The sequence below is a fragment of the Methylobacterium sp. EM32 genome (assembly GCF_040593685.1).
In the GTDB taxonomy this organism is placed as follows: Bacteria; Pseudomonadota; Alphaproteobacteria; order Rhizobiales; family Beijerinckiaceae; genus Methylobacterium.
Genome location: NZ_JBEXZS010000030.1, coordinates 16,432 through 39,613 on the forward strand (window position 1 = coordinate 16,432; position 23,182 = coordinate 39,613).

Here is a 23,182-nt window from a genome sequence, read left to right on the forward strand (position 1 = left end):
GGATCAGCGCGCCGGCGCCGGCCGGCTCACGGGGCCCCGTCCGCCGGATGCCGTCCGGTTCTGCCACAGGTTGATCGGCACGATCAGGATCACCGTGGCGAGCACCCACCAGGCCGGGCGCACGTCGTAGGCGAAGTCGAGATTGGCCCCCAGCACCGCGCCGGCCGGCACTCCGGTGGCGATCGCGTACCAGGCCGTCTCGAGCAACGCCGTCGCGAGGCCGGCCGCGAGGCTGAGCCCCAGGAGCGGCAGCGGCGTGCTCGGAATCTTGAAGTGCTGCATCAGCCGCCAGCCCATGAGGGCGAGGAACAGGCCGCTCCAGTAGACCGGATTCGAGACGTCGATCTTCGATTGCAGGAAGAAGTGCAGCAGCGCCAGCGCGGTGAGCGGGTAGACCAGCCGGTGCAGCCGTGGCCAGTTCTTGCCGAGGCGGCGGATCATGCCGTCGGTCGAGGTGACGCCGAGCACCGTCAGGCCGAGCAGGCCGGCAAAGCCGATGGTGAGATAGATGCGGAACACGATCTCGCTCGCCACCCGGGCGAGGTCGAACTTCTGGTCGGCGATGTAGAGCGTGAAATGGACCAGCGCATAGGCGAGCGCGGTCAGACCCAGCATCCGCCGCACCAGGATCAGCTTCGGCGCATTGGCGATGCGTCGCATCGGCGTGACCGCGAGCGACAGGATCAGGAACCGCACCGACCAGTCGCCCATGGCGTGCAGGTAGGCGGTGAGGGGCTTCGCCCCCAGCCGGTCGAGGGCGTAGGCGGCGGTGAACCACAGCCCTGGAGCGAGGGCGAGGAGGAACACCGCGAGCTTGAACCGCGACAGGCGGCCGGCCCGGTCGAGCCACGGCCAGGCGATGCGCGGCGAGGTGGGACGGGGAGCGGCGATCCGGGGGTGGACGGTCATGCGGGACCTGAGTGCAGTGCGGAATGCGCCACAGATAAGCCGCGAGCGGAGGTTTGACCCGGGCGGCCGACCACACGATGGCGTGAGAGGCGGCACCCTGAGGAGATCCGCCGTGCCGCGCAACGCCCTCGCCGCCCTCCTGCTCCTGATGCCAGTCGCCGCTTGCCCCACTCTGGCTTTCGCGGCCTGCACCGCACCGACGCCGCCGCCGGCGAGCGAGAAGCCGGTGAAGCCCGCCCCGCCGCAGAAGCCCGCCTGCCTCGACGCCAAGGGCGGCTGCCCGGGCTGGGAGGCCTACACCTACAACGACGGGATCAAGGCCTACAACGCGCAGCTCGGCCCCTACCGCACCGGCGCCGAGGCCTATGCGCGCAAGCTCAAGGCCTATGCCGACGGCAGCGTGGCCTACGCGAATTGCGAGATGCAGTCGCTGCAGTAGCCCCGGCCCCCCGGCCAGGCGTGTTCACACATCGCGGTGTGAGTGTCGCTGCCCATAAGGGTTAGCGCGTCTCTCCTCCCCCTTGTGGGGAGGAGTTGGAGGTGCCGGATGGAGCGCGGCGGTGCCTTCTGCACCACCCCCACCCCTAACCCCTCCCCACAAGGGGGAGGGGAAAGCGCTCGCCTTTACAAAGGGTTGGCTCTTGAGGAGCGAAGTGTGAATCCGCCAGGGCCCCCGGCAGAGGCCTATTTCGCCGCCAGTTCCCGCAGCAGCGCCGCGTGGAACCGGTCCGGCGCCTCGACCTGCGGCGAGTGGCCCAGGCCCTCGAACATCACCAGCCGCCCCCCCTTGATCCGCGCCGCCGCCTCGGGCCCGAGGCGATCGTAGCGCCCGAGCGTCTCGGCCACCTCCGGCGCGGCGCGGTTGGCGCCCGGCGCCGTGCGGTCCTTGGTCCCGACCATCAGCACCGTCGGCACGCGCAACCGGTCGAGCTCGTGCACCACCGGCTGGGTGAACACCATGTCGGAGGTCTGGGCCTGGTTCCAGGCCACGCGCTCGGCCCCGGGACCGGCATAGAGCCCGGCCTGCATGTCGACCCAGCGGTCGTAGGCCGGCTTCCACTGGCCGTCATAGTAGAACTTGAGCTGATAGGCCTTGATGCCGGCGGCGCTCGTCTTGCGCTCGGCGGCGTAGGCCGCGTCGATGGTCTGGTAGGGCACGCCCTTGGCCTGCCAGTCCTCGAGCCCGAGGGGATCGACCATCACCAGCTGCTCGGTGGAATCAGGGAACATCAGGGCGTAGCGGGCCGCCAGCATCCCGCCCATCGAATGGCCGACGATGGTGGCCCGCCCGATGCCGAGCGCTGCGAGCAGGCCGTGGGTGTTGGTGGCGAGCTGGTTGAAGCTGAACTGGTAGCCGAGGGGTTTCGTGGATTTGCAGAAGCCGACTTGGTCGAGGGCCAGCACCCGATAGCCGTCCCGCGCGAGCACGGACGCGGTGTCGCCCCAGGTCGCGGCGCAGAAGTTCTTGCCGTGGAGCAGCACCACCGTGCGGCCGTTCGGCCGCTCCGGCGTCACCTCCATGTAGGCCATCGACAGGTCCTGCCCCTGCGACGCGAAGGCGTGGCGCCGGACCGGATAGGGATAGTCGAAGCCCTCGAGCTCGGGGCCGTAGGAGGGAGCGGCGGCGGCCGCCGTGGCGGAGAGGAGGGCGGCGGCGAGAAGGGGGAGGCGCATGCGGCGGGGTCTCCGGTGGTGACGAGGCTCTTACAACGCGCCACCGCCACGGGGTCATGCGCCCGGCCCGGGGCAGCGTCCCGGACCGGACGTCCTGCCTGCCCCGGCCGGGGTCAGGTCGATCTCACGGCTTCTCGGCCTCGAAGACGAAGTGGGCCGAGAACAGCACGCGCAGCAGGTTGACGTCCCGGATCGACAGCCCGGCCTTGGTGCCTGCCTCGACGATGCACTCGTAGACCAGCCCGCTTGGATTCAGCAGGCCGTCGAGGCTGCCGGCCTCGGACGACTGGAACTCGATCAGCAGCCTCCGCAGCAGGAACGACAGGGCATCGTGCTTGGGCCAGACCCGGAACAGGCGCAGACCGGCCCCGTCGACCGCGATCCGGAAGCCGTGCGGCGTGAAGGTGTAGGTCGTGAAGTCCTGCATGGCCTCCAACGACGCCGTCTGGCCGATGAAGCGGCCGCCGGGACGAAGGACGCGCGCGATCTCGCTGAACGAGCGCCCGATATCCTGGACGCAGTGCAGCGACAGCATCGAGAACACGACGTCGAAGCTCGCATCCGGGAAGGGCAGCGTGAGGCCGTCGTAGAACACGATGTCGGGCTGGGCCTCGACTGCGGCGGCGACACCGGTGGCGACGCCGCCCATGTAGTCGACGCCCTGCCAGCGGTAGCCGAAACCCTCGATGAACGCCCGGTGGTGGCTGCCGCCGCAGCCGAAATCCAGGAGGTCCGGCCGCTCCGGCGAGAACACGTCGCGCACGCGCTCCTCCGCCCAGGGCGCCGCGAGCGTGTCGGCGGGGACGCAATCGCCGAGGGCCCGGACGAGGGAGCCGTCGAGGATCGGCTGTCCGGCCGTGGCGAACAGGCTCCGCACGAGCGTGCGGACCTGATCGACGAGCGGCGCCGCTGCGTTGCTGGTGCTGCTGTCTGCTTGAGCCATTCGTCACCCTGCGGGCTGGAGGAAGTGTGCATCCGCTGCACCGACCGCCCCTGCCGTTGCGTGATGCGGCTCTCGGTCGTGCCCGGCCCGGCGATGCGCATAACCTGGCGGAATGGATCGGGCGAGGGCCGTCGGCGCGAGACGCGGACCGGTGACGTCGCGCGACCCGACCCGGCCGGACATGCGCTTGCGTTTCCGGCGACGTGCCGCCATATAGGCCTCGGGAGGTTGGCGAGGGACGTTTCACTCGCCAACCGGGTCAGGTCCGGAAGGAAGCAGCCCTAACGAGACCGAGCGGGTTTTCGTCCAGCCTCCCACCCTACCCTCCTTTCAGGAGCGCGTGCGCCCTCATCCCGGGGGCCGCCCTCACGACCCTGCGAGCGCATGGACGAGACCTCCGGCACGCCCTCGATCGACGAGCCGGGTCTCCCGGGGTTCAGCGCGGCCGAGAGCCGGCAGCCCGTCCGGCAGCCGGCCCCCGCCTACCGGGTCCTGGCCCGCAAGTACCGTCCCAAGGATTTCGACGACCTGATCGGCCAGGGCGCCATGGTGCGCACCCTGGCGAACGCCTTCGAGGCCGGTCGCATCCCGCAGGCCTGGATGCTCACAGGCGTGCGCGGGGTCGGCAAGACCACCACCGCCCGCATCCTCGCCCGCGGCCTCAACTACGCCCTGCCCGACGAGCCTGAGGCCGGGCCGACGATCCGGCTGCCCCGGCTCGGCCTGCACTGCGCCGCCATCATGGAATCCCGGCACATCGACGTGCTGGAGATGGACGCGGCTTCCCATACCGGCATCGACGACGTTCGCCAGATCATCGACGGCATCCGCTACTCGCCGGTCTCGGCGCGCTACAAGGTCTACATCGTCGACGAGGTCCACATGCTGTCCGAGAAGGCGTTCAACGCCTTCCTGAAGACGCTGGAGGAGCCGCCGCCGCACGCGAAGTTCGTCTTCGCCACCACCGAGATCCGCAAGGTTCCGGTCACCATCCTGTCCCGCTGCCAGCGCTTCGACCTGCGCCGGGTCGAGGCGGGCGCGCTGATCGCCTACCTGCAGAAGATCTGCGACGCGGAGGGCGTCGCCGCCGAGGCCGAGGCGCTGGCCGCCATCGCGCGGGCCGCCGAGGGCTCGGTGCGCGATTCGCTCTCCCTCCTCGACCAGGCGATCGCCCACGGCGCCGGCCACGTCACCGCCGAGACGGTGCGCGACATGCTGGGGCTGGCCGACCGCGCCCGGGTCGTCGACCTGTTCGAGGCGGCGATGCGCGGCGACGTGCCGGCCACTTTCGCGGAATTGCGGGCCCAGCACGAGTCCGGGGCCGACCCGGCGGTGGTGCTCTCGGACCTCGCCGAGTTCACCCACCTCGTCACCCGGCTCAAGCTCGCGCCGGACTCGGCCCGCTCCGACACCTCGCTCAGCGAGGTGGAGCGGGTGCGCGGCGGCGACTTCGCCGACCGGCTCTCGGTGCGGGCCCTGTCCCGCGCCTGGCAGATCCTGCTGAAGGCGATCCCCGAGGTGCAGTCCGCGACCCGGCCGCTCGCCGCGGCCGAGATGGCGCTGGTGCGCCTGATCTATGCCGCCGACCTGCCGACCCCGGACGAGGCCCTGCGCCAGATCCGGGACGGCGGCGGCCTGACCCTTCCGGCTCGGGCGCCGGCCGTGGTGCAGCCCGCCTCGCAGACCGCACCGATCCAGGCGGGTGGCTTGCAGGCCGCGCCGGCGTTGCGCGAGATTCCGGCTGCCGCCCCCGTCGCGGCCCTGCGCAGCCAGGCGGCTGCGGCCGCGCCGGCCCTGGCCCGCAGCCTGCCGGAGGCCCCCCCGGCCGAGGCGCCGCCCCGTTCCGCGCCGCCTCCCGCGGCAGCGCCGCGCCCGACCCTGGTCCAGTCCGCCCCCGCGCCCAAGCCCGCCGCCAAGGCGGAATCCGGCCCGCGCCTACGCCGGTTCGAGGACGTGGTGGCGCTGGCCGACGAGCGCCGCGACATCGGCCTGAAGATGGCGCTGGAGCGCGACGCGCACCTCGTCCGCTTCGAGGACGGGCGGATCGAGTTCCGCCTCGCCGAGGGCGGGCGGGCGACGCTCGCCACCGACCTCGCCCGCGCCCTCGAGGCCTGGACCGGACGGCGCTGGGTGGTCGCCCTGTCGAAGGAGGCCGGCGAGGCGACGATCGATGCCCGCGCCAGGGCCGCGGTCGAGAGCCGCCACCAGGGCGCGGCGAGCCACCCGCTGGTGCAGGCGGTGCTGAAGAATTTTCCGGGTGCCCAGATCGTCGACGTGCGCGACAAGACGCCGGAGCCCCCTGCCCTCGACGGCGCGCCGCCGCCCGAGGCCGACGATCCGGATCTGTGACGGCCCCGCACCCGTAGCCGGCGGCGCGCCGCCACCCCACATCACTCCTCAATTCTCTCCCGCGCGAGGACGCCGCCATGGACATCATGGGAATGATGAAGCAGGCCCAGGCCATGCAGCAGAAGCTGGCCGACATCCAGTCCGAGCTCGACGGCGTCCAGGTCACGGGCGCCTCCGGAGGCGGCTCCGTCTCGGTGACGATGACCGCGAAGGGCGACGTGAAGGGCCTCACCCTGGATCCCGCCCTGCTGGTGCCGGACGAGAAGGAGATCCTGGAGGACCTGATCGTCGCGGCGCTCAACGACGCCAAGGCCAAGGCCGAGCGCGCGACGCAGGAGCGGATGCAGGAGCTGACCAAGGGCCTGCCCCTGCCTCCGGGCATGAAGCTGCCGTTCTAAGCAGACTTGCGTTGGCAGGCCAACGCTTCGTCCGCTTAGCGTCTTGTCGTGTCGCAGATTTTTGTCGCGAAACCGGCGGCCACTTTCGCGAAATCTGCTTAGAGTCCCTCTCCTCCCCCCGTGGGGAGGAGACACGATCACGAAAGTTGAGTCGTCCATGCCCCAGGCCGTCGCGGGCCCCGAGATCGAGCGGCTGATCCAGCTCCTGGCCCGCATGCCCGGCCTCGGGCCGCGCTCGGCCCGGCGGGCCGCCCTCCAGCTCATCAAGAAGCGCGAGACGCTGCTGGCGCCGCTCGCCGATGCCATGAAGGTGGCCGCCGACCGGATCGTGGTGTGCCACGAATGCGGCAACGTCGACACGCAGGATCCCTGCACGATCTGCCGCGACCAGAGCCGCGACCCCTCGATGCTGGTGGTGGTCGAGGACGTCTCGGATCTCTGGGCGCTGGAGCGCTCGGGTGCCGTGACGGCGCGCTACCACGTGCTCGGCGGCGTGCTCTCGGCCCTCGACGGGGTGAGGCCGGAGAACCTGAACCTGAGCCGGCTGGTCGAGCGGGTGAGCCAACCTGAGATGCGCGAGGTGATCCTCGCGCTCAACGCCACGGTCGACGGCCAGACTACCGCCCACTACGTCACCGAGCTGATGAGCCACCTGCCCGTCAAGGTGACGCGGCTCGCCCACGGCGTGCCGGTCGGCGGCGAGCTCGACTACCTCGACGAGGGCACCCTGTCGGCGGCGATCCGCCAGCGCACGGCGTTCTAGCGGCGCCGTGACATCGGGTTTGACCCGGACGACACGAAACCTTATCTCCCGAAACACTTGCGGGTGCCCGTCGGCGCCCGGTTCCCCGATTTTCCTGGCGCACCAATGAGCATCCGTCCCCTCGTCATCCTGCCGGACGCGCGCCTGCGCGAGATCTCGGCGCCGGTCGGCACGATCACCGGCGAGGTGCGGAAGCTCGCGGCCGACATGCTGGAGACGATGTACGACGCTCCCGGCGTCGGCCTCGCCGGCATCCAGATCGGCGAGCCGGTGCGCATCGTCACCATCGACACCTCGAAGGAGAAGGACGAGCGCCGTCCCCTCGTGCTGCTCGATCCCGAGATCGTCTGGTCGTCGGAGGAGACCCGGCCCTACGAGGAGGGCTGCCTGTCGATTCCCGAATACTACGCCGAGGTGATCCGGCCCGACCGGGTGCGGGTGCGCTTCCGCACCCTCGACGGCGAGACCGTGGAGCAGGAGGCCGACGGGCTGCTCGCCACCTGCCTCCAGCACGAGATCGACCACCTCAACGGCGTGCTGTTCATCGACCACCTGTCGAAGCTCAAGCGCGACCGGGTGATGAAGAAGTTCGCCAAGGCGGCCAAGCGCGAAGCCGCGTAACGACGATGTCCCTTCGAGTCGTGTTCATGGGCACCCCGGATTTCGCGGTGCCGACGCTGGCCGAGATCGTCGGCGGCGGCCACGAGGTCGTGGCGGTCTATACCCGTGCACCGGCCCCGGCCGGTCGCGGCATGGCCTTGCGGCCCTCACCGGTCCAGGCGCTGGCGGAGAAGTTCGGGCTCCCCGTCCTGACCCCGAAAACCCTGCGCACGGACGAGGCCGCCGAGATGTTCCGGAGCCACGAGGCCGACGTCGCCGTGGTGGTGGCCTACGGCATGATCCTGCCGCCCGCGATCCTTGACGCGCCGGCGCTTGGCTGCCTCAACCTGCACGCGTCCCTGCTGCCGCGCTGGCGCGGCGCCGCGCCGATCCAGCGCGCCGTGATGGCGGGGGACGAGGAGACCGGCGTCGCGGTGATGCGGATGGAGCCGGGCCTCGATACCGGCCCGGTCGGCATGGTCGAGCGGGTGGGCATCACCCCCGACATGAGTGCCGGCGAGCTGCACGACCGGCTGATGCCGCTCGGCGCCGACCTGATGGCGCGGGCTCTCGGCGCGCTCGAGCGCGGCAACCTGCAGTTCCGGGCGCAAAGCCAGGAGGGTGTAGAGTACGCTCACAAGATCACCAACGAGGAGGCGCGGCTCGACTGGTCGCAACCGGCGAAAGCCTTGCACGACCGGGTGCGCGGCCTGTCGCCGTTCCCGGGCGCTTACCTGACCGCCGATCTCGGCCGCGGGCCGGAGCGGGTGAAGGTGCTGCGGGCCCGTCTCGCGCAAGGGTCCCTCGCGCAAGGGTCCCTCGCTCAAGGTTCGGGCGAGCCCGGCACGCTGCTCGATACCGCCGGCACGGTCGCGGCCGGCGACGGGGCACTCCGCCTCGTTACCGTGCAGCCGGCTGGCAAGGGCGCGATGGCGTTCGAGGACTTCGCCCGCGGCCGGCAGCTCGCGCCGGGTGCGCGCCTCGCCTGATGCCCCGCTACAAGCTCGTCGTCGAGTATGACGGCACCGCCTTCGCCGGCTGGCAGCGGCAGGCCGCCGACCGCTCGGTGCAGCAGGCGCTGGAGGAGGCGATCGCCCGCTTCGTCGGCGGGCCGGTACGGGTCCACTGCGCCGGGCGCACCGATGCCGGCGTGCACGCCACGCACCAAGTCGTTCATCTCGACCTCGACAAGCCGTGGCGCACCGACACGGTGCGCGACGCCGCCAATGCCCATTTGCGGCCCGAGCCGGTGGCAGTGATCGCGGCCGCCGAGGTCGGGCCGGGTTTCGACGCCCGCCACTCGGCGATCAAGCGCCACTATCGCTACCGCATCCTCAACCGCCGCTCCCCGCCGGCCCTGACCCGCGGCTTCGTCTGGCACGTGCCCTGGCCGCTCGATGCCGGAACGATGCACCAGGCGGCGCAGCTGATGCTCGGCCGGCACGATTTCTCCGCCTTCCGGGCGGCGGAGTGCCAGGCCAACAGCCCGGTGCGCACCCTCGACCGGCTCGACGTGACGCGCGAGGGCGAGGAGATCGTGGTGGTCACCGCCGCGCGCTCGTTCCTGCACCACCAGGTCCGCGGCATGGTCGGAACCCTGATGCTCGCCGGTGGCGGAAGGCTGACGCCGCAGGGCGTGCGCGACGTACTCGATTCCCGCGACCGCACGCGGTGCGGGCCACTGGCTCCCTCCGGCGGGCTGACGCTGATCGGGGTGGATTATCCGGCGGAGTTAAGGTGACGTTGCGTCATTGACGCGCTTGGCCGGGTCCGGCGTTTCTGGCATCTTGAGCATCGCCGGAGCCGAGCCGCCGACCATGACCGCCGTAGCCTTCGACACCTATGCCATGGTCCGCCGGCTCAAGGCGTCCGGGTTCTCAGAGGATCAGGCCGAGGCGATCACGGGCGCGCTGAAGGATGGGCGCGAATCGGATCTGGCGTCGCTGGCAACCAAGGCCGACCTGCGGGAGAGCGAGGTCGCGCTGCGGACGGATCTGCGTGAGGCCGAGGATCGGCTCAAGGCGGATTTGCGGGAGTCCGAAGGTCGCCTGGACGTGAAAATCACGGACCTCTCTCATAGGATCACGGACCTGTCTCACCGCGTGGATCTGGGCTTGGCGGCGGGCCGAGCCGACATGCGGCTCCTGGAACAGCGGATGACTGTGAAGCTCGGGGCGCTGGTCGCCGCCGGCATCGGCATCATGATCGCGGCCTTCCGCTATCTGCCACCTGCCGGCCATTGAGCGCAGCCGTGACGCTCGGAAGTCCGCTCACATCAGCGCATGCGCCCCGCCGGCAAAGCCGACGATCAGCCCGAAACAGGCGAGCGTGACCAGCGCCGCCGCCGGCCCCGGCAGGCCGAGGATCGCCCGGGCGGCGCGGCCGTGCAGCCACAGCATCACCACCGCGAAGGCTGCAGCCTCGATCGCCGCGAGTCCGGGCGTCGCAAGTCCCAGCAGCAGCAGGCAGCCGGGCAGCGCCAGGGCGACGAGGCCCGCCGCCAGAAGCCAGTTGGTCACGACCACGAAGGGCACGTAGGCCCGGGTCCGGCCGAGGCGGCGCAGGAGCATGATCATCGCCAGGGGCACCGCCAGGAACGCCGCCGCCAGCCCGGCGAGCAGCGCCGCCGTCACGTGGTCGAGCTGGAACGGCGCCGTGCCGGCCCCCCGCTCCAGGAACAACGCCACCGTCACCGCCGGCGCTGTGAGCCAGACCGCCCCGAAGGAGCGCCAGAAGCCGCGCTCACTCACGTCGAAATGGGCGAGCGCCTCCGGCCGGCGGCCGATCAGGCCGGCGGTGCCGCGCAAGGAGCGGGTCACCTCGTCAGCGCTCACGAACATCGGCGGCCTCCGGAATCGAGGCCGCTAGATTCGACTTTCGTCTAATGCCGGTCAAGCCTGACGCGGCGTCGCGGGTCCGGCGGGAAAATACGCGTCCAGCACCCGCCCATAGATCGCCGCCAGCCGGTCGAGATCCGCCACCGCCACCCGCTCGTCGACCTGGTGCATCGTCTGCCCGACGAGGCCGAACTCGATCACCGGGCAGGCATCCTTGATGAAACGGGCATCCGAGGTGCCGCCGGTGGTCGAGAGGACGGGCCGGCGGCCGGTCTCGGCCTCGATCGCGTCGGCCACCTGCTCGACGAAGGCGTCGGGCGCGGTCAGGAAGGCGACGGAGTTGGTCGGACGCACGTCGAGGCTGTAGCGCACGGCGTTGCCGGCCGCTGCCTTCAGGCGCCGCTCCAGCTCGGCGGCCAGGGTCTCGGGCGTCCAGAGGTCGTTGAAGCGGATGTTGAAGGTCGCCCGCGCCTCGGCTGGGATCACGTTGGTCGACGGGTTGCCGACATCCATCGTGGTGAATTCGAGGTTCGAGGCGTCGAAATGCCCCGTGCCGGCATCGAGCGGGCTGGCGAGGAGTCCCTGCGCCAGGCGCAGGAGGCCTGGAATGGGGTTCTCGGCCCGGTGCGGATAGGCGACGTGGCCCTGGACGCCGTGCACGGTCAGGGTCGCGGTGAGCGAGCCGCGCCGGCCGATCTTGATCATCTCGCCCAAGCTGTCGGGATTGGTCGGCTCGCCGAGCAGGCAGTGGCTGAACCGCTCGCCTCTCGTTCTAGCCCAGTCGAGAAGCTTGACGGTACCGTTCACCGCCGGCCCCTCCTCGTCGCCGGTGATCAGGAACGCGATGGCGCCGCCGAAATCCGGCCCTCGCCGCGCGAGAAAGGCCAGCACCGCCGCCAGCATGCAGGCGATGCCGCCCTTCATGTCGACGGCGCCGCGGCCGAACAATTCCCCGCCCTCGACCGTCCCGGCGAAGGGGTCGTGGCGCCAGGCTGACGAGTCACCCGGCGGCACCACGTCGGTGTGGCCGGCCAGGAGCAGGCACGGCCCCTCGCCGATGCGGGCGTAGAGGTTCTCGATGTCCGGCGTGCCCGCTTCCGAGAAGACCGGGCGCTCGACGGTGAACCCGGCCTCGCTGAGGATCCCCGCGAGGTAGGCGAGCGCCCCGCCCTCGTGCGGCGTCACGGAGGGGCAGCGGATCAGCCCTTGAGCCAGGACCAACGGAGAATCGGCGAGGGGGGAATGTGCGTCGGTCACGGAGCAGCCGGTGGGTTCGAGGAGCTTCACGATCCCCGAGAGCCGTAGCGCCGAACGGCGCCGATGAGAACCGCCGCGACCGGTACCCCTCCCCGTCGAGGCTCTTCCTCCAAAACTCTTCCCCGCGGCCGGCGTCTCGCTTAACCAGGGCCGCATGACCGCGCTCAGCCCCGACGAGATCGAACGCTACGCCCGCCACATCGTGCTGCGGGAGGTCGGCGGCCCCGGCCAGGTCCGCCTCAAGGCGGCGCGGGTGCTGGTGATCGGCGCCGGCGGCCTCGGCGCGCCGCTGATCCAGTACCTGGCGGCGGCCGGGATCGGCACGATCGGCATCGTCGACGACGACACGGTCTCGCTCTCCAATCTCCAGCGCCAGGTGATCCACGGCACGCCCGATCTCGGCCGGCCGAAGGTCGAGAGCGCGGCGGACGCGATCGCCCGGCTCAACCCGAACGTCCGGGTCGAGACCCACGCCGCCCGACTGACGCCCGAGAATGCCGAGGCGCTGATCGCTCCTTACGACCTCGTCGCCGACGGCTCGGACAACTTTTCGACCCGCTACGCCGTCTCGGACGCGTGCTACCGCGCCCGCCGGCCGCTGGTGACCGCGGCGCTCGGCCAGTTCGACGGCTCGCTCACCACGATCAGGGCCCACGAGACCGGGCCTGACGGCCAGCCAAACCCGACCTATCGCTGCCTGTTCCCGAGCCCGCCGCCGGCCGGCTCGGTGCCGACCTGCGCCGAGGCCGGGGTGCTGGGCGCGCTCGCCGGGCTGATGGGCTCGCTGATGGCGTTGGAGGTCATTCGCGCCGTCGCCGGCTTCGGCGAACCCCTGGTCGGCCGCCTGCTGATGGTCGATGCCCGCTCCCTGCGCTTCGAGACGCTGTCCTATGCCTGGGACCCGGGCAATCCATTGAGCGGGACGGACTCTTGAGACCCGTCCCGCCGTCGAGCTGCGTCAGGCCGCCCGGATCTCGCCGAGGAAGCCGTCGACCTCCTGCTTGACGGTCAGGGACTGCGTCGCCAGGTCGGCGGCGGCAGCGAGCACCTGCGCGGCCGCGCCGCCGGTCTCGTCCGCGAGCGACCGCACGCGGGCGACGCTGGACGAAACGTCCCGGGTGCCACGCGCCGCCTCGTTCGCGTTGCGGGAGATCTCCGTCGTGGCGGCCGTCTGCTCCACCACCGTCGCGGCGATCGCGCTGCTGATCTCGTTCAGCTCCGCGATCGTGCCGCTGATCTGCCGGATGGCGGCGCCCGCCTGATCGGTGGCGGCCTGGATCGCCGTGATCTGCCCGCCGATCTCCTCGGTGGCGCGTGCGGTCTGGCCGGCCAGCTCCTTCACTTCCGCCGCGACCACCGCGAAGCCGCGTCCGGCCTCGCCCGCCCGTGCCGCCTCGATGGTGGCGTTGAGCGCGAGCAGGTTGGTCTGGCTGGCGATGGCCGAGATCGTGGTGACGGCCGCGCCGATCTGGGTCGCGGCGGTGCCGAGGCTCGCCATGGCGGCGTTGGTGGCCTCGGCTTCGTGCGCGGCGTGGCCGGTGACTTCTCGGGAATGCACCACCTGGCGCTCGATCTCCCGCAGCGAGGCTACCATCTCCTCGGCCGCCGCCGCGACGGTCTGGACGTTGGCCGAGGTCTCCTCGGCGGCGGCGCTGGAGGCGACCGCCTGGGTGTTGGTGCCGTCGGCGACCTGACTCATCGAGCGGGCGGTCGCGTCGAGCTCGGAAGCGGCCGAAGTGACGATCTCGAGCGAGCCCGCGACCCGTTGTTGGAAGGTGCTGATCAGCGCGTCGACCCGGTCGGCGCGACGCTGGCGGGCGGAGGCCTGCGCGGCCTGATCGACTTCCAGCGCGAGGCGCGCCACCGCGTTCTGCCGAAACACCTCCACGGCGCGGGCCATCTCGCCCAGTTCGTCGCTGGAATCCTGTGAGGGGACCGCGACGGCGGTCTCGCCCGCGGCGAGGCGGCTCATCGCCCGGGTCATGCCGGAGATCGGACCAGTGATGCTGCGCCCGATCAGGACCGCGGACGCCGCGCTGATCGCCAGGATCAGCGCCAGCAGCGCGACCTGCACCTGCTTCGTCGCGGCCATGGTGGCGCTGCTGCGCGTGGTGATGTCCTGGAGCACCCCATCGAGCTTGGCGCGCACCTGCGTGCCGGTGGCGGCGAGCGCCTCCGCCTTGGTCTTCAGGCTCTGCTCGTACAGGGCCTCGCTCTCGAGCATCGCAGAGGCCGCCGCCGTGATGTGCCGGTTGAGGCGATGCAGGGCCTCCTCGACGGTGGCGAGGTCCCGCCGCTGCGCCTGCGTCAGGTTCAGCGCCTTCAGCTTCCCGACCGACGCCTCGGCGGTGGTGAAGGTCGCGGCCGAGAGCGTGCGGGTCTTCGGATCGGTGGTCGCCAGGAAGCGCCAGTTCATGACGCGAAACAGCAGCAGGGTCCGCTCGATCTCCACCGCCTGGCCCAGGACCGCGTCGTCGCCGCCGGACCGGAGCTGCGCGACGAGCACCCCCGAGGCCTTGGTCAGGTCGTCGCCCGCGCTGTAGACGCCGGCCTTGTTCTCGCGGATCTGCGTGCCCAGAGCGACCAGCCTGGGGAGCTCCGCGGCGAGACGGTTCGACTGGTCGCGCAGACCGGCATAGAGCACGCGGCGCTCGTCCGACATGGCCCGTTCGGCGAGCCCGTCGGCGAGCTGCGTCATCTCGGTCAGGCTGGCCTGCATCCCGGCTGCCCCATCCGTGCTCGGCGTCATCCGGTACGTCAGGCTCTGCGCCAGGAAGCGGTCGGTCAGGCCGTTCAGCGTGTAGAGCTCGCGGGCCGCCCGCTCCAGCTGCGCCTTGATGTCGAACATCCCGTCGAGGCTGCCGGTCTGCCGATACGCGAAGCCGCCCATCGCGGCCGCGAGGATCGCCAGAAGCGTGAAGCCGCCATACAGGCGTGCACGCATTTGGATTCGCATCGGATCGTCACCCGCCAAAGAGAGATGGCGGTGACGCTGCGACAGATTTCGGAAAATTCCGTAAAATTTACCCGGCTTACGATGAATAGGACTTTATTCTTGATTTGACGATGCTGCGAGCCAAGCCGACGGTGAGCACCGCTCGCCGAAGAGCAGGCACGTCGCGTGACGTTGACCAAGCATGCCAGCAGTTGCACCTGCCGGCCTTCGCGGCGTCCTGCGTGAGCGTTCACCTCGCGCAGGACGGAGAGGCCGTGACCCCGTGCGCCGCGCCGGTCCGACGATGTGGCGTGGCGTCCTCGCCAGATCGGAGCGGCGGACGTGGGGGATCGTCGCCCCCTCCGGCTCGGTCCAGCCCCTTCGAGATCACCGCCCCGGCGGCAGCGGGGGCAGGGCGGCGAGGCCCTGCTCAACCTTGTCGAGGCAGCACTTCTTGAATTTCTTGCCGCTGCCGCACGGACACGGATCGTTGCGGCCGACATCGCGGTAGGGGTTGCGCTCGGGGATCGGGTAGCCGTCCTCGTCGAGGTCGGGCAGGTGAGCGTCGGCGCCCTCGCGGGTGTGCTCCAGCGCCCCGATCAGGTCGTCGAGGTAGCCCACCTTCATCGCGGTAAAGCGCTCGCGGCTCTTCGGCCGCAGGCGGGCCTCCTTCAGGGTCTCCTGCACCGATTCCCAGTCGATGAAGAGGCCGGTGTTGCGGCCATCCTTGCGCGCCGCCTTGAGGCGGGGAACGAGGTCGTCGAAACCGAGCAGCGCGACGGCATCTTCCCAGCCCTGCCACGCCTCCTCGTCGGAATCGCCCAGGCGCTCGTCGTCGAAGCGGACCAGGTAGGCCCGGACGGTCTCGCGGTCGATGTCGCCGTCGGCGGTCAAAAGCGCCAGGGCGTGGAACAGCTCCATCCGCACGAGGCCGTCGGGCGCCTCGCCGGCGATGGCAGCGAGCAGGCGGTCGGCATCGCCGTCGAAGGTGCTGGCGATCAGGCCCGCGAGGGTGATCGGGTAATCCTCCCCGAGCGCCGACGAGATCGCCTCGTCGTCGCGGCGCAGGAGACGCATCAAGGGCTCGTGGATCCGGCTCTCGCCGGTCGAGGCCAGGACGTGGATGCCCCAGAACAGCACGTTCGACTCGCGGTCGTTCAGCGGCTCGGTGCCCTCCTCGATGCCGGCATCGGCAGCGCGGAGGAGGAAGACCATGACCGGCAGGAGGAGCTCGTCCGGATCCGCCGCCGCCCGCCGCAGGGCGTCCTCCGGCAGATGGATCGCCGTCGACAATTCCTGGATCAGATCGTTCTCGGCCATGGCCCCCTCCGCGCCCATCTCCGCCGGCGGCGCCCATCGCGCCGCCGGCCCGTCTCGGGATCAGCCCCGCAGAGTCGCGCCGGTCTTGCGCGTCACCTCGGCGACGATCTTCTGGCTCACCGCCTCGATCTCCGCATCGGTGAGGGTGCGGTCTGTCGGCTGGAGCCGGACCGCCACGGCGACGGACTTCTGGTCCTCGCCGATGCCGGCCCCCTCGTAAACGTCGAACACCTCGATGCCGGTGACCAGGTTGCGCTCGGCTCCTTGCGCAGCCTTCAGGATGTCGCCGGCCGAGACGGTGCGGGCGACCACGAAGGCGAAGTCGCGGGTGAGCGGCTGGAAGTCGGGAAGTGCTGCCGCCGGCTTCATCTTGGTCGGCCGGTGCTTCGGCAGCGGCAAGGCGTCGAGGGTGATCTCGCAGACCACCACCGGGCCCTTGACGTCGAGGGCCTTGAGCACCCGCGGGTGCAGCTCGCCGAAGAACCCGACTGGGTTGCGCGGCCCGAACTGGAGCGTGCCGGAGCGTCCGGGATGCAGCCAGTCCGGCCCGCCGGCCACGACCTGCAGGCCGCCGGTCGGCACGCCGAGGCTGGTCAGCAGCGCCACCGCGTCGGCCTTGGCCTCGAAGACGTCGACCGGGCGCGCCGCGCCGTCCCAGTGCCGGCCGGCGCCGCCATGGCGGGCGGAGCCGCGGCGGAGCGCGGTCGCCTTGGTGGTCTGGCCCTCGGGCTGGTCGGAGGCGAAGCATTGCCCGACCTCGAACAGCGCGACGTCGCTGGTGCCGCGGTCGGCGTTGCGCTGCGCGGCGCGGGCGAGGCCCGGCACCAGGCTCGGGCGCATGTCCGAGAGGTCGGCGGCGATCGGGTTCGCCAGCGCCAGTTCCGGCTTGCCGCCGCCGAACAGGGTGGCGTCGTCATGCGCGATGAACGACCAAGTCACCGCCTCGACGAGGCCGCGCGCCGCGAATTCGCGCTTGGCCTGCCGGGTGCGCTTCTGCATCACGGTGAGCACCGGGCGGATGACGGTCGCCTCGATCCGCGGCAGGGGTTTGGGCTCGATCCGGTCGAGTCCGGCGATGCGCACGATCTCCTCGACGAGGTCGGCCTTGCCTTCGACGTCGGGGCGCCAGGACGGCGACAGCACCTTCACCCGGTCGCCCGAGCCGGCGACGTGGAAGCCGAGCGATTCCAGCGTCACCTTCATCTCCGGCCGCGGCAGGTCGAGGCCCGACAGCCGGCGCACCTCGGTCCACGGGAAGTCGATGATGCGGTCGGTGTCCGGCACCTCACCCGAGACGGTGGCCTGGCTCGGGGTGCCGCCGCAGAGGTCGAGCACCAGCTTCGTCGCGAGATCCAGGCCCGGCAGGGCGAAGGCCGGATCGACCCCGCGCTCGAACCGGTAGCGGGCATCCGTCACGATTCCGAGACGCCGTCCGGTGCGGGCGATGGTGAGCGGGTCCCACAGCGCCGATTCGATCAGCACGTCGGTCGTGCCCTCGTCGCAGCCCGAATGCTCGCCGCCCATGATGCCGGCGATCGACTCGACGCCATTCTCGTCGGCGATGACGATCGCGCCGTCGTCGAGCCGGTAGGTGCGGCCGTCGAGGGCGACGATCTCCTCGCCCTCGCGGGCGCGGCGCACCGTGAGGCCGCCCTTCACCTTGGCGGCGTCGAAGACGTGGAGCGGCCGGCCGCGGTCGAAGGTGACGTAGTTGGTGATGTCGACGAGCGCATTGATCGGCCGCAGGCCGATCGCCGTCAGACGCCGGCGCATCCACTCGGGCGACTGGCCGTTCCTGACGCCGCGCACCAGCCGCAAGCCGAAGAGCGGGCAGAGATGCGCGTCGTCGGGCGCGAAGTCGCGGGTGACGGCGACCGGGCAGGCTCCCTCCCCGCGGACAGGCGCCAGCTGCTCGCGCTTGAGGGTGCCGATGCCGGCCGCCGCGAGGTCGCGGGCGATGCCGTGGATGCCGGTGCAGTCGGGCCGGTTCGGCGTCAGGTTGATCTCGATCACCGGATCGTCGAGGCCGGCGAAGGTCGCGTAGGGCTGGCCGACCGGCGCGTCCTGGGCCAGGTCGAGGATGCCGTCATGGTCGTCCGACAGGCCGAGCTCGGACCCGGAGCACAGCATGCCGCGGCTCTCGACGCCGCGGATCACGCCGACGGACAGGGTGATGTTCTTGCCCGGCACATAGGTGCCGGGGGGGGCGAACACGGTCTTCATGCCGGCGCGCGCGTTCGGCGCGCCGCAGACCACCTGCACGGGCGCGCCCTCGCCGGTCTCGACGGTGCAGACCCGCAGCCGGTCGGCATTCGGGTGCTGCTCGGCGGTGAGCACCGCGGCGATGCGGTAGGCCGAGAGATCCGCGGCCTTGTCCTCGACGCGCTCGACCTCCAGCCCGATGCGGGTCAGCGTCTCGACGATCGTGTCGAGGGAGGCGTCGGTGTCGAGGTGGTCCTTGAGCCAGGAGAGGGTGAATTTCATGGGGCTAAACCTCTCGGCTCAGGCGAGCCGGGTCTTCGTGATGAGGAGGACGGCCAGGCGGCGGCACTGGTCGTCGTCGAGGGATTCGAGGTCGGCGACGGCCTGCTTCGCGCGGGCCACGACGTTGCGGGTCACGTCGCGATGGATGTTCAGGCTGGGCGGGCTGTAATCCGCCTGATGCCGGCGATCCTGAAGGTATGCGAAGGCTGCGCTGATCTCGACGACGATCGGGCCGAGTTCGGCCGCTTCCCGGCCGGCCAGGCGCCTTCGGATCTGGCCGTGGTCGAGAAGCCGGTAGACCGGCTCGGTCAGCGCTGGGTCTCGCCGCCAGAGGCCGAGCGCACGTGTGCTCACGAAGCAGAGGCCGTGAAACACGGCGTAATAGGCGCTGCTGACGGCACGGCGCATCGCCGCCTTCTGCAGGTTGCGGCGCCCACGCTGCTCGGCGAGCATGTCGGCGACGACGAGGAGATCGTAGACGAGGGGATTGCCGAGTCGCGCCATCACGCGTTCACTTCCGAATCCCGATCATCCAGTTCTCGATCGTCTTCGTCGTCATCCCCGAAGATCTCGTCATCCGGGTAATCGAAATCGAGATAGGGGAAGCGCTCTTCCCCCTTCTCGCGCAAGGCGAGCCAGAGAGCCGCGTTGGCGGCATTGGATTCCTTGCCCCCCGTCACACCCGAGCCCGGCTTCATGTGGGCGATGACGAACAGCGAGGGCTCGTCGGACTGGTTGTAGCCTGGGCGCACCTCGACCCGCTCGTAGCCGGAAGCGGCGAGATACCGGGTCAGGATCTCGTCGGCGATCGTCGTGATCTCGTCCACGGTCATGGTGCGCCTCTCGAGCATCTCTTAGGCCGTCAAGCCGCCGACCAGGCTCGGGATGTCGAGCGGCCGGAAGCCGTAATGCTCGAGCCAGCGTACGTCGGCCTCGAAGAACGGGCGCAGGTCCGGCATGCCGTATTTGAGCATCGCGATCCGGTCGATGCCCATGCCCCAGGCGAAGCCCTGGACGCTGTCCGGGTCGAGGCCGCAATTGCGCAGCACGTTCGGGTGGACCATGCCGCAGCCGAGGATCTCGAGCCAGTCGTCGCCCTCGCCGAAGCGGATCTCGCCGCCCTTGCGCGAGCACTGGATGTCGACCTCGGCCGAGGGCTCTGTAAAGGGGAAGAACGAAGGCCGGAAGCGCATCTTGACGCTGTCGACCTCGAAGAACGCCTTGCAGAATTCTTCGAGGATCCACTTCAGGTGCGCGATGTTCGCCTGTTTATCGATCACCAGGCCCTCGACCTGATGGAACATCGGGGTGTGGGTCTGGTCGGAATCGTGCCGGTAGGTGCGCCCCGGACAGATCACCCGGATCGGCGGCTGCACGGTGCGCATGGTGCGGACCTGCACCGGCGAGGTGTGGGTGCGCAGGAGCTTGCGCTTCCCATCGCGGTCGGGCCGCAGGAAGAAGGTGTCGTGCATCTCCCGGGCCGGATGGCCCTCGGGGAAGTTGAGCGCGGTGAAGTTCAGATCGTCGGTCTCGACGTCCGGCCCTTCGGCGATCGAGAAGCCCATATCGCCGAAGATCGCCGTGATCTCGTCCATCACCTGGGTGATCGGGTGGATGCGACCGCGCGTCTCCGGCCCCTCGCGCACCGGCAGGGTCACGTCGACCCGCTCAGCGGCGAGCCGCGCGGCGAGCGCCGCCTCGGCGAGGGTGTCGCGCCGCGACTGGATCGCGCCCTGGACCCGGTCGCGCAGGCCGTTGATCAGCGGGCCCTGCTCCTTGCGCGCCTCGGGGCTCATGCTCCCTAAGGTCTTCAGCAGCTCGGAGACGGCGCCCTTCTTGCCGAGGGCCGCGACGCGCACGCCCTCCAGCGCCGCCTCGTCGGCGGCGTCGGCGACCTTGGCGAGGAGATCGGTTTCGAGGCTGGTGAGATCGGTCATGGTCTGCTCAATCGGGGCTCGCGGATGCCCTGCAACGCGCCGCCCCGCCCCGTCAACCCGAGGCGCCGGAAACGACCCGCACAACGCAAAACGGCCCGCATGGGCGGGCCGTGATGGTGCAGTCTCGACAGGTCGGACCCGCCTGAGGGGGCGGGGCCGAGAGATCGGCCTTACGCCGCCTTGACGAGCTCGGCCGGCAGGGCGGACTTCGCCTTCTCGACCACGGCGACGAAGGCCGCCGGCTCGTGGATGGCGAGCTCCGACAGGGCCTTGCGGTCGACCTGCACGCCGGCCTTGGCCAGCCCGTCGATGAAGCGCGAATAGGTCAGGCCGTGCGGACGGACCGCAGCGTTGATGCGCTGGATCCACAGGGCGCGGAAGTTGCGCTTCTTGTTCTTACGATCGCGGTAGGCATATTGCATGCCCTTCTCGACCGCCTGCTTGGCGATCCGGATCGTGTTCTTGCGCCGGCCGTAATAGCCCTTGGCGGCCTTGAAAACCTTCTTGTGCTTGGCGTGGCTGGTCACGCCGCGCTTGACGCGGGCCATGGTGATCTCCTGAGGATTCTACGAAACAGATTTACGGACGAAGCGTCTTCTTGGCGCGAAGCCGGTTCTTACCGGGCGTTCGGCAGGAAGTACTTCTTCACGTTGGCGGCGTCGCCCTCGAACAGGGTGGTCGTGCCGCGCAGGTTGCGGATCTGTTTCGTGGTCCGCTTGATCATGCCGTGGCGCTTGCCGGCCTGGGCGTACATGACCTTGCCGGTCCCGGTGATCTTGAAGCGCTTCTTGGCGCCCGACTTGGTCTTCAGCTTGGGCATTTTGCTCTCCTGACGCGAACTCCACCAGGGATCCGCCACGGGCGGGCCCCGACGATCACGCGCGATCGACGATGTGGAGCGACACGAACCGCCACGGCAGCCCTCACGGCCGGGCGGTTCGGCGAGGCGCGCGCTATAGCAGGGAGCGGAGCGTCGCGCAATCGTCGCATCGTCGGGCGCCGCGCCCCTGTGTGAGACGGGAACGAACCGGCCCTCGCGGTGGCGTTGTGCAATGCACCGGAACCATAAGCGTGGGTGCGCGGTTTCGTTCATGTCCCGCTCAGGCCCCATCCTGCTTAAGTCCCGCCAACGTGAACCGCCCCCGTTTGGCGTCTCAGGAGAATCCGTCGTGCGCATTGCCCAGGTAGCCCCTCTCGCGGAAGCCGTTCCGCCGAAGTTCTACGGCGGCACCGAGCGTGTCGTGTCCTGGCTCACCGAGGAGCTGGTCCGGCAGGGCCACGACGTCACGCTGTTCGCGAGCGGCGACTCGGAGACGAGCGCCAAGCTGGTCGCCTGCTGCCCGGAGGGCCTGCGGCTCGCCGGCATCCGCGACCATGTCGCCAGCCACCTCGCCATGCTCTACCATCTGCGCCGGCGCGCGGACGAGTTCGACGTCATCCACTTCCACATCGACCTCCTGCAGTACCCGCTGTTCGAGGACCTGAACCACAAATGCGTCACCACCCTGCACGGGCGGCTCGACGTGCCGGACTTCATGCCGGTCTATCGCACCTTCACGGGCATGCCGCTCGTGTCGATCTCCGACCACCAGCGCGGGCCGATGCCCGAGAACGCCAACTGGCTGCAGACCATTCATCACGGCCTGCCGGCGGAGAATTGCCGCTTCTCGCCCAACCCGAAGGATGGCGGCTACCTCGCCTTCCTCGGCCGCATCTCGCCCGAGAAGCGTCCCGACCGCGCGATCGAGATCGCCAAGGCCTCCGGCGTGAAGCTGAAGATCGCGGCCAAGGTCGACAAGGCTGACCAGGAGTACTGGGACGAGGTCATCGAGCCGATGACCCACCATCCGCTGGTCGAGTATATCGGCGAGATCAATGAGGACCAGAAGCACGAATTCCTCGGCAATGCCCTGGCGCTCGCTTTCCCGATCGACTGGCCGGAGCCCTTCGGCCTGGTGATGATCGAGGCGATGTCGGCCGGAACCCCGGTCATCGCGTGGCGCAACGGCTCCGTGCCGGAGGTCATCAAGGATGGCGTGTCGGGCGTGGTCGTCGAGTCGATGGACGAGGCGATCGCCGCGGTCGAGACCTGCAAGGCGATGAGCCGCGAGGGCGTGCGCCGCTACTTCGAGACCCGCTTCACCGCGAGCGTCATGGCCCGCTCCTACGTCGCCGCCTACGAGTCGCTGCTCGCGGGTGACCTCGACGCGATCAAGATCCCGGGCCTGACCATCGGGGCGCCTGCCGCGCTTAATGGTGCGGCCAACGGTGCGACGGTGCGTCCGGTGCTCCGGGCGGTCTGATCCGCCGCATCATCTGATTTGCAACGAGGCCCGGTCCCCGCGAGGGGGCCGGGCCTTTCGTTTTGCGCAACGAACTTCGTTTCACTCGACATTCCTCACACCCTCCGCGTCATCCCGGGGCCGCGCAGCGGAACCCGGGATCCATATCCGCTGACGGTTGAGAATGAAGCGAAGTATGTCCCGCTCCATTTTGGAGCGTCGGCGGATATGGATCCCGGGTTCTCGACTTCGTCGAGCCCCAGGATGACCCTGAGGGTATGGGGTCTTCTGGAGCCAGCGACGACGCTCTGACCGGAACAGGGTGTACCTGCGCCCACCTTGATCGCTCCTGCCTGAAATCCGGGCCGACCCCGCGCCGGATCCCCCCTGGCGCCCGCCGTACGATGGCCCACATTCGCTCTAGCGTGGGGGCCAACCCGCGAATCGCCGCGGGTGCCGCCTCCCCGCCGCCGCCCGGACCACCGTCCGGAGCC

At 70.2% G+C, this 23,182-nt stretch carries 23 protein-coding genes and 1 other RNA gene; 11 read left to right on the forward strand and 13 right to left on the reverse strand.

Annotated elements, in window-relative coordinates:
- Positions 1-3 precede the first annotated feature (3 nt).
- The gene (locus ABZT49_RS04795) at positions 4-909 is read right to left on the reverse strand and encodes a protein-methionine-sulfoxide reductase heme-binding subunit MsrQ (protein WP_355283741.1); all 906 of its coding nucleotides are present in this window, start codon (positions 907-909) and stop codon (positions 4-6) included.
- Positions 910-1,057: 148 nt separating this feature from the next.
- Here ABZT49_RS04795 and ABZT49_RS04800 point away from each other — a divergent pair, with 148 nt between their 5' ends.
- Positions 1,058-1,348 carry a hypothetical protein gene (locus ABZT49_RS04800; protein ID WP_355283801.1) on the forward strand — a complete coding sequence of 97 codons (291 nt, stop codon included), beginning with the start codon at positions 1,058-1,060 and terminating at the stop codon, positions 1,346-1,348.
- Positions 1,349-1,593: 245 nt separating this feature from the next.
- On the opposite strand, the gene ABZT49_RS04805 is transcribed toward ABZT49_RS04800, so the two are convergent.
- Both ABZT49_RS04805 and ABZT49_RS04810 read right to left on the reverse strand, forming a co-directional pair.
- Positions 1,594-2,583 (reverse strand): alpha/beta hydrolase, encoded by a 990-nt coding sequence (locus ABZT49_RS04805; RefSeq protein ID WP_355283743.1) that lies wholly within the window; start codon positions 2,581-2,583, stop codon positions 1,594-1,596.
- A gap of 124 nt (positions 2,584-2,707) precedes the next feature.
- On the reverse strand, positions 2,708-3,526 hold the full coding sequence (locus tag ABZT49_RS04810; protein ID WP_355283746.1) for a class I SAM-dependent methyltransferase: 819 nt from the start codon (positions 3,524-3,526) through the stop codon (positions 2,708-2,710).
- Between the two features lie 222 nt (positions 3,527-3,748).
- Between ABZT49_RS04810 and ffs the strand changes: the two genes are divergently transcribed.
- From ffs to ABZT49_RS04850, 8 genes are all read left to right on the forward strand, one after another.
- An RNA gene (gene ffs, locus ABZT49_RS04815) (signal recognition particle sRNA small type) lies at positions 3,749-3,845 on the forward strand.
- A gap of 65 nt (positions 3,846-3,910) precedes the next feature.
- The gene (locus ABZT49_RS04820; protein ID WP_355283749.1) at positions 3,911-5,875 is read left to right on the forward strand and encodes a DNA polymerase III subunit gamma/tau; all 1,965 of its coding nucleotides are present in this window, start codon (positions 3,911-3,913) and stop codon (positions 5,873-5,875) included.
- 77 nt (positions 5,876-5,952) lie between these two features.
- Complete coding sequence (locus tag ABZT49_RS04825; protein ID WP_109972241.1) at positions 5,953-6,273, forward strand: YbaB/EbfC family nucleoid-associated protein; 321 nt, start codon at positions 5,953-5,955, stop codon at positions 6,271-6,273.
- 157 nt (positions 6,274-6,430) lie between these two features.
- Entirely contained in the window at positions 6,431-7,036 is a 606-nt protein-coding gene (recR, locus tag ABZT49_RS04830; RefSeq protein WP_355283753.1) for a recombination mediator RecR, read from the forward strand.
- A gap of 105 nt (positions 7,037-7,141) precedes the next feature.
- Positions 7,142-7,657 (forward strand): peptide deformylase, encoded by a 516-nt coding sequence (def, locus tag ABZT49_RS04835; RefSeq protein ID WP_355283757.1) that lies wholly within the window; start codon positions 7,142-7,144, stop codon positions 7,655-7,657.
- A gap of 5 nt (positions 7,658-7,662) precedes the next feature.
- Positions 7,663-8,625: a methionyl-tRNA formyltransferase gene (gene fmt, locus ABZT49_RS04840; RefSeq protein WP_355283760.1), complete on the forward strand. Its 963-nt coding sequence runs from the start codon at positions 7,663-7,665 to the stop codon at positions 8,623-8,625.
- Positions 8,625-9,377: a tRNA pseudouridine(38-40) synthase TruA gene (gene truA / locus ABZT49_RS04845; protein WP_355283763.1), complete on the forward strand. Its 753-nt coding sequence runs from the start codon at positions 8,625-8,627 to the stop codon at positions 9,375-9,377. Before fmt ends, truA begins: the two co-directional genes overlap by 1 nt.
- A 76-nt stretch (positions 9,378-9,453) precedes the next feature.
- Positions 9,454-9,879 carry a coiled-coil domain-containing protein gene (locus tag ABZT49_RS04850; protein ID WP_355283766.1) on the forward strand — a complete coding sequence of 142 codons (426 nt, stop codon included), beginning with the start codon at positions 9,454-9,456 and terminating at the stop codon, positions 9,877-9,879.
- A 27-nt stretch (positions 9,880-9,906) separates the two neighbouring features.
- On the opposite strand, the gene ABZT49_RS04855 is transcribed toward ABZT49_RS04850, so the two are convergent.
- Together ABZT49_RS04855 and dapE are read right to left on the reverse strand one after the other, a co-directional pair.
- Positions 9,907-10,476 (reverse strand): hypothetical protein, encoded by a 570-nt coding sequence (locus ABZT49_RS04855; RefSeq protein ID WP_355283770.1) that lies wholly within the window; start codon positions 10,474-10,476, stop codon positions 9,907-9,909.
- A 51-nt stretch (positions 10,477-10,527) separates the two neighbouring features.
- Positions 10,528-11,730 (reverse strand): succinyl-diaminopimelate desuccinylase, encoded by a 1,203-nt coding sequence (gene dapE / locus ABZT49_RS04860; RefSeq protein WP_355283804.1) that lies wholly within the window; start codon positions 11,728-11,730, stop codon positions 10,528-10,530.
- 154 nt (positions 11,731-11,884) lie between these two features.
- Between dapE and ABZT49_RS04865 the strand changes: the two genes are divergently transcribed.
- Positions 11,885-12,664 carry a molybdopterin-synthase adenylyltransferase MoeB gene (locus ABZT49_RS04865; protein WP_355283773.1) on the forward strand — a complete coding sequence of 260 codons (780 nt, stop codon included), beginning with the start codon at positions 11,885-11,887 and terminating at the stop codon, positions 12,662-12,664.
- Positions 12,665-12,688: 24 nt separating this feature from the next.
- Here ABZT49_RS04865 and ABZT49_RS04870 read toward each other — a convergent pair whose 3' ends face one another.
- The 8 genes from ABZT49_RS04870 to rpmI all read right to left on the reverse strand — a co-directional run bounded on the left by ABZT49_RS04870 (position 12,689) and on the right by rpmI (position 21,226).
- Positions 12,689-14,674, reverse strand: coding sequence for a HAMP domain-containing methyl-accepting chemotaxis protein (locus ABZT49_RS04870; protein ID WP_355283775.1), 1,986 nt, complete (start codon positions 14,672-14,674; stop codon positions 12,689-12,691).
- A 378-nt stretch (positions 14,675-15,052) separates the two neighbouring features.
- On the reverse strand, positions 15,053-15,985 hold the full coding sequence (locus ABZT49_RS04875; RefSeq protein WP_355283777.1) for a DUF1186 domain-containing protein: 933 nt from the start codon (positions 15,983-15,985) through the stop codon (positions 15,053-15,055).
- A 60-nt stretch (positions 15,986-16,045) separates the two neighbouring features.
- The gene (gene pheT / locus ABZT49_RS04880) at positions 16,046-18,469 is read right to left on the reverse strand and encodes a phenylalanine--tRNA ligase subunit beta (protein WP_355283779.1); all 2,424 of its coding nucleotides are present in this window, start codon (positions 18,467-18,469) and stop codon (positions 16,046-16,048) included.
- Positions 18,470-18,487: 18 nt separating this feature from the next.
- Complete coding sequence (locus ABZT49_RS04885; RefSeq protein WP_355283782.1) at positions 18,488-18,976, reverse strand: hypothetical protein; 489 nt, start codon at positions 18,974-18,976, stop codon at positions 18,488-18,490.
- Positions 18,973-19,302, reverse strand: a complete 330-nt coding sequence (locus ABZT49_RS04890; protein WP_355283785.1) for a hypothetical protein — start codon at positions 19,300-19,302, stop codon at positions 18,973-18,975. Before ABZT49_RS04890 ends, ABZT49_RS04885 begins: the two co-directional genes overlap by 4 nt.
- 21 nt (positions 19,303-19,323) lie before the next feature.
- The gene (gene pheS / locus ABZT49_RS04895) at positions 19,324-20,406 is read right to left on the reverse strand and encodes a phenylalanine--tRNA ligase subunit alpha (RefSeq protein WP_355283787.1); all 1,083 of its coding nucleotides are present in this window, start codon (positions 20,404-20,406) and stop codon (positions 19,324-19,326) included.
- A gap of 170 nt (positions 20,407-20,576) precedes the next feature.
- Positions 20,577-20,954 (reverse strand): 50S ribosomal protein L20, encoded by a 378-nt coding sequence (rplT, locus tag ABZT49_RS04900; RefSeq protein ID WP_048428158.1) that lies wholly within the window; start codon positions 20,952-20,954, stop codon positions 20,577-20,579.
- A 68-nt stretch (positions 20,955-21,022) separates the two neighbouring features.
- Positions 21,023-21,226, reverse strand: a complete 204-nt coding sequence (gene rpmI, locus ABZT49_RS04905) for a 50S ribosomal protein L35 (protein ID WP_007561407.1) — start codon at positions 21,224-21,226, stop codon at positions 21,023-21,025.
- A gap of 349 nt (positions 21,227-21,575) precedes the next feature.
- Between rpmI and ABZT49_RS04910 the strand changes: the two genes are divergently transcribed.
- Positions 21,576-22,709 (forward strand): glycosyltransferase family 4 protein, encoded by a 1,134-nt coding sequence (locus ABZT49_RS04910; RefSeq protein ID WP_355283794.1) that lies wholly within the window; start codon positions 21,576-21,578, stop codon positions 22,707-22,709.
- The last annotated feature ends 473 nt before the right edge of the window (positions 22,710-23,182 follow it).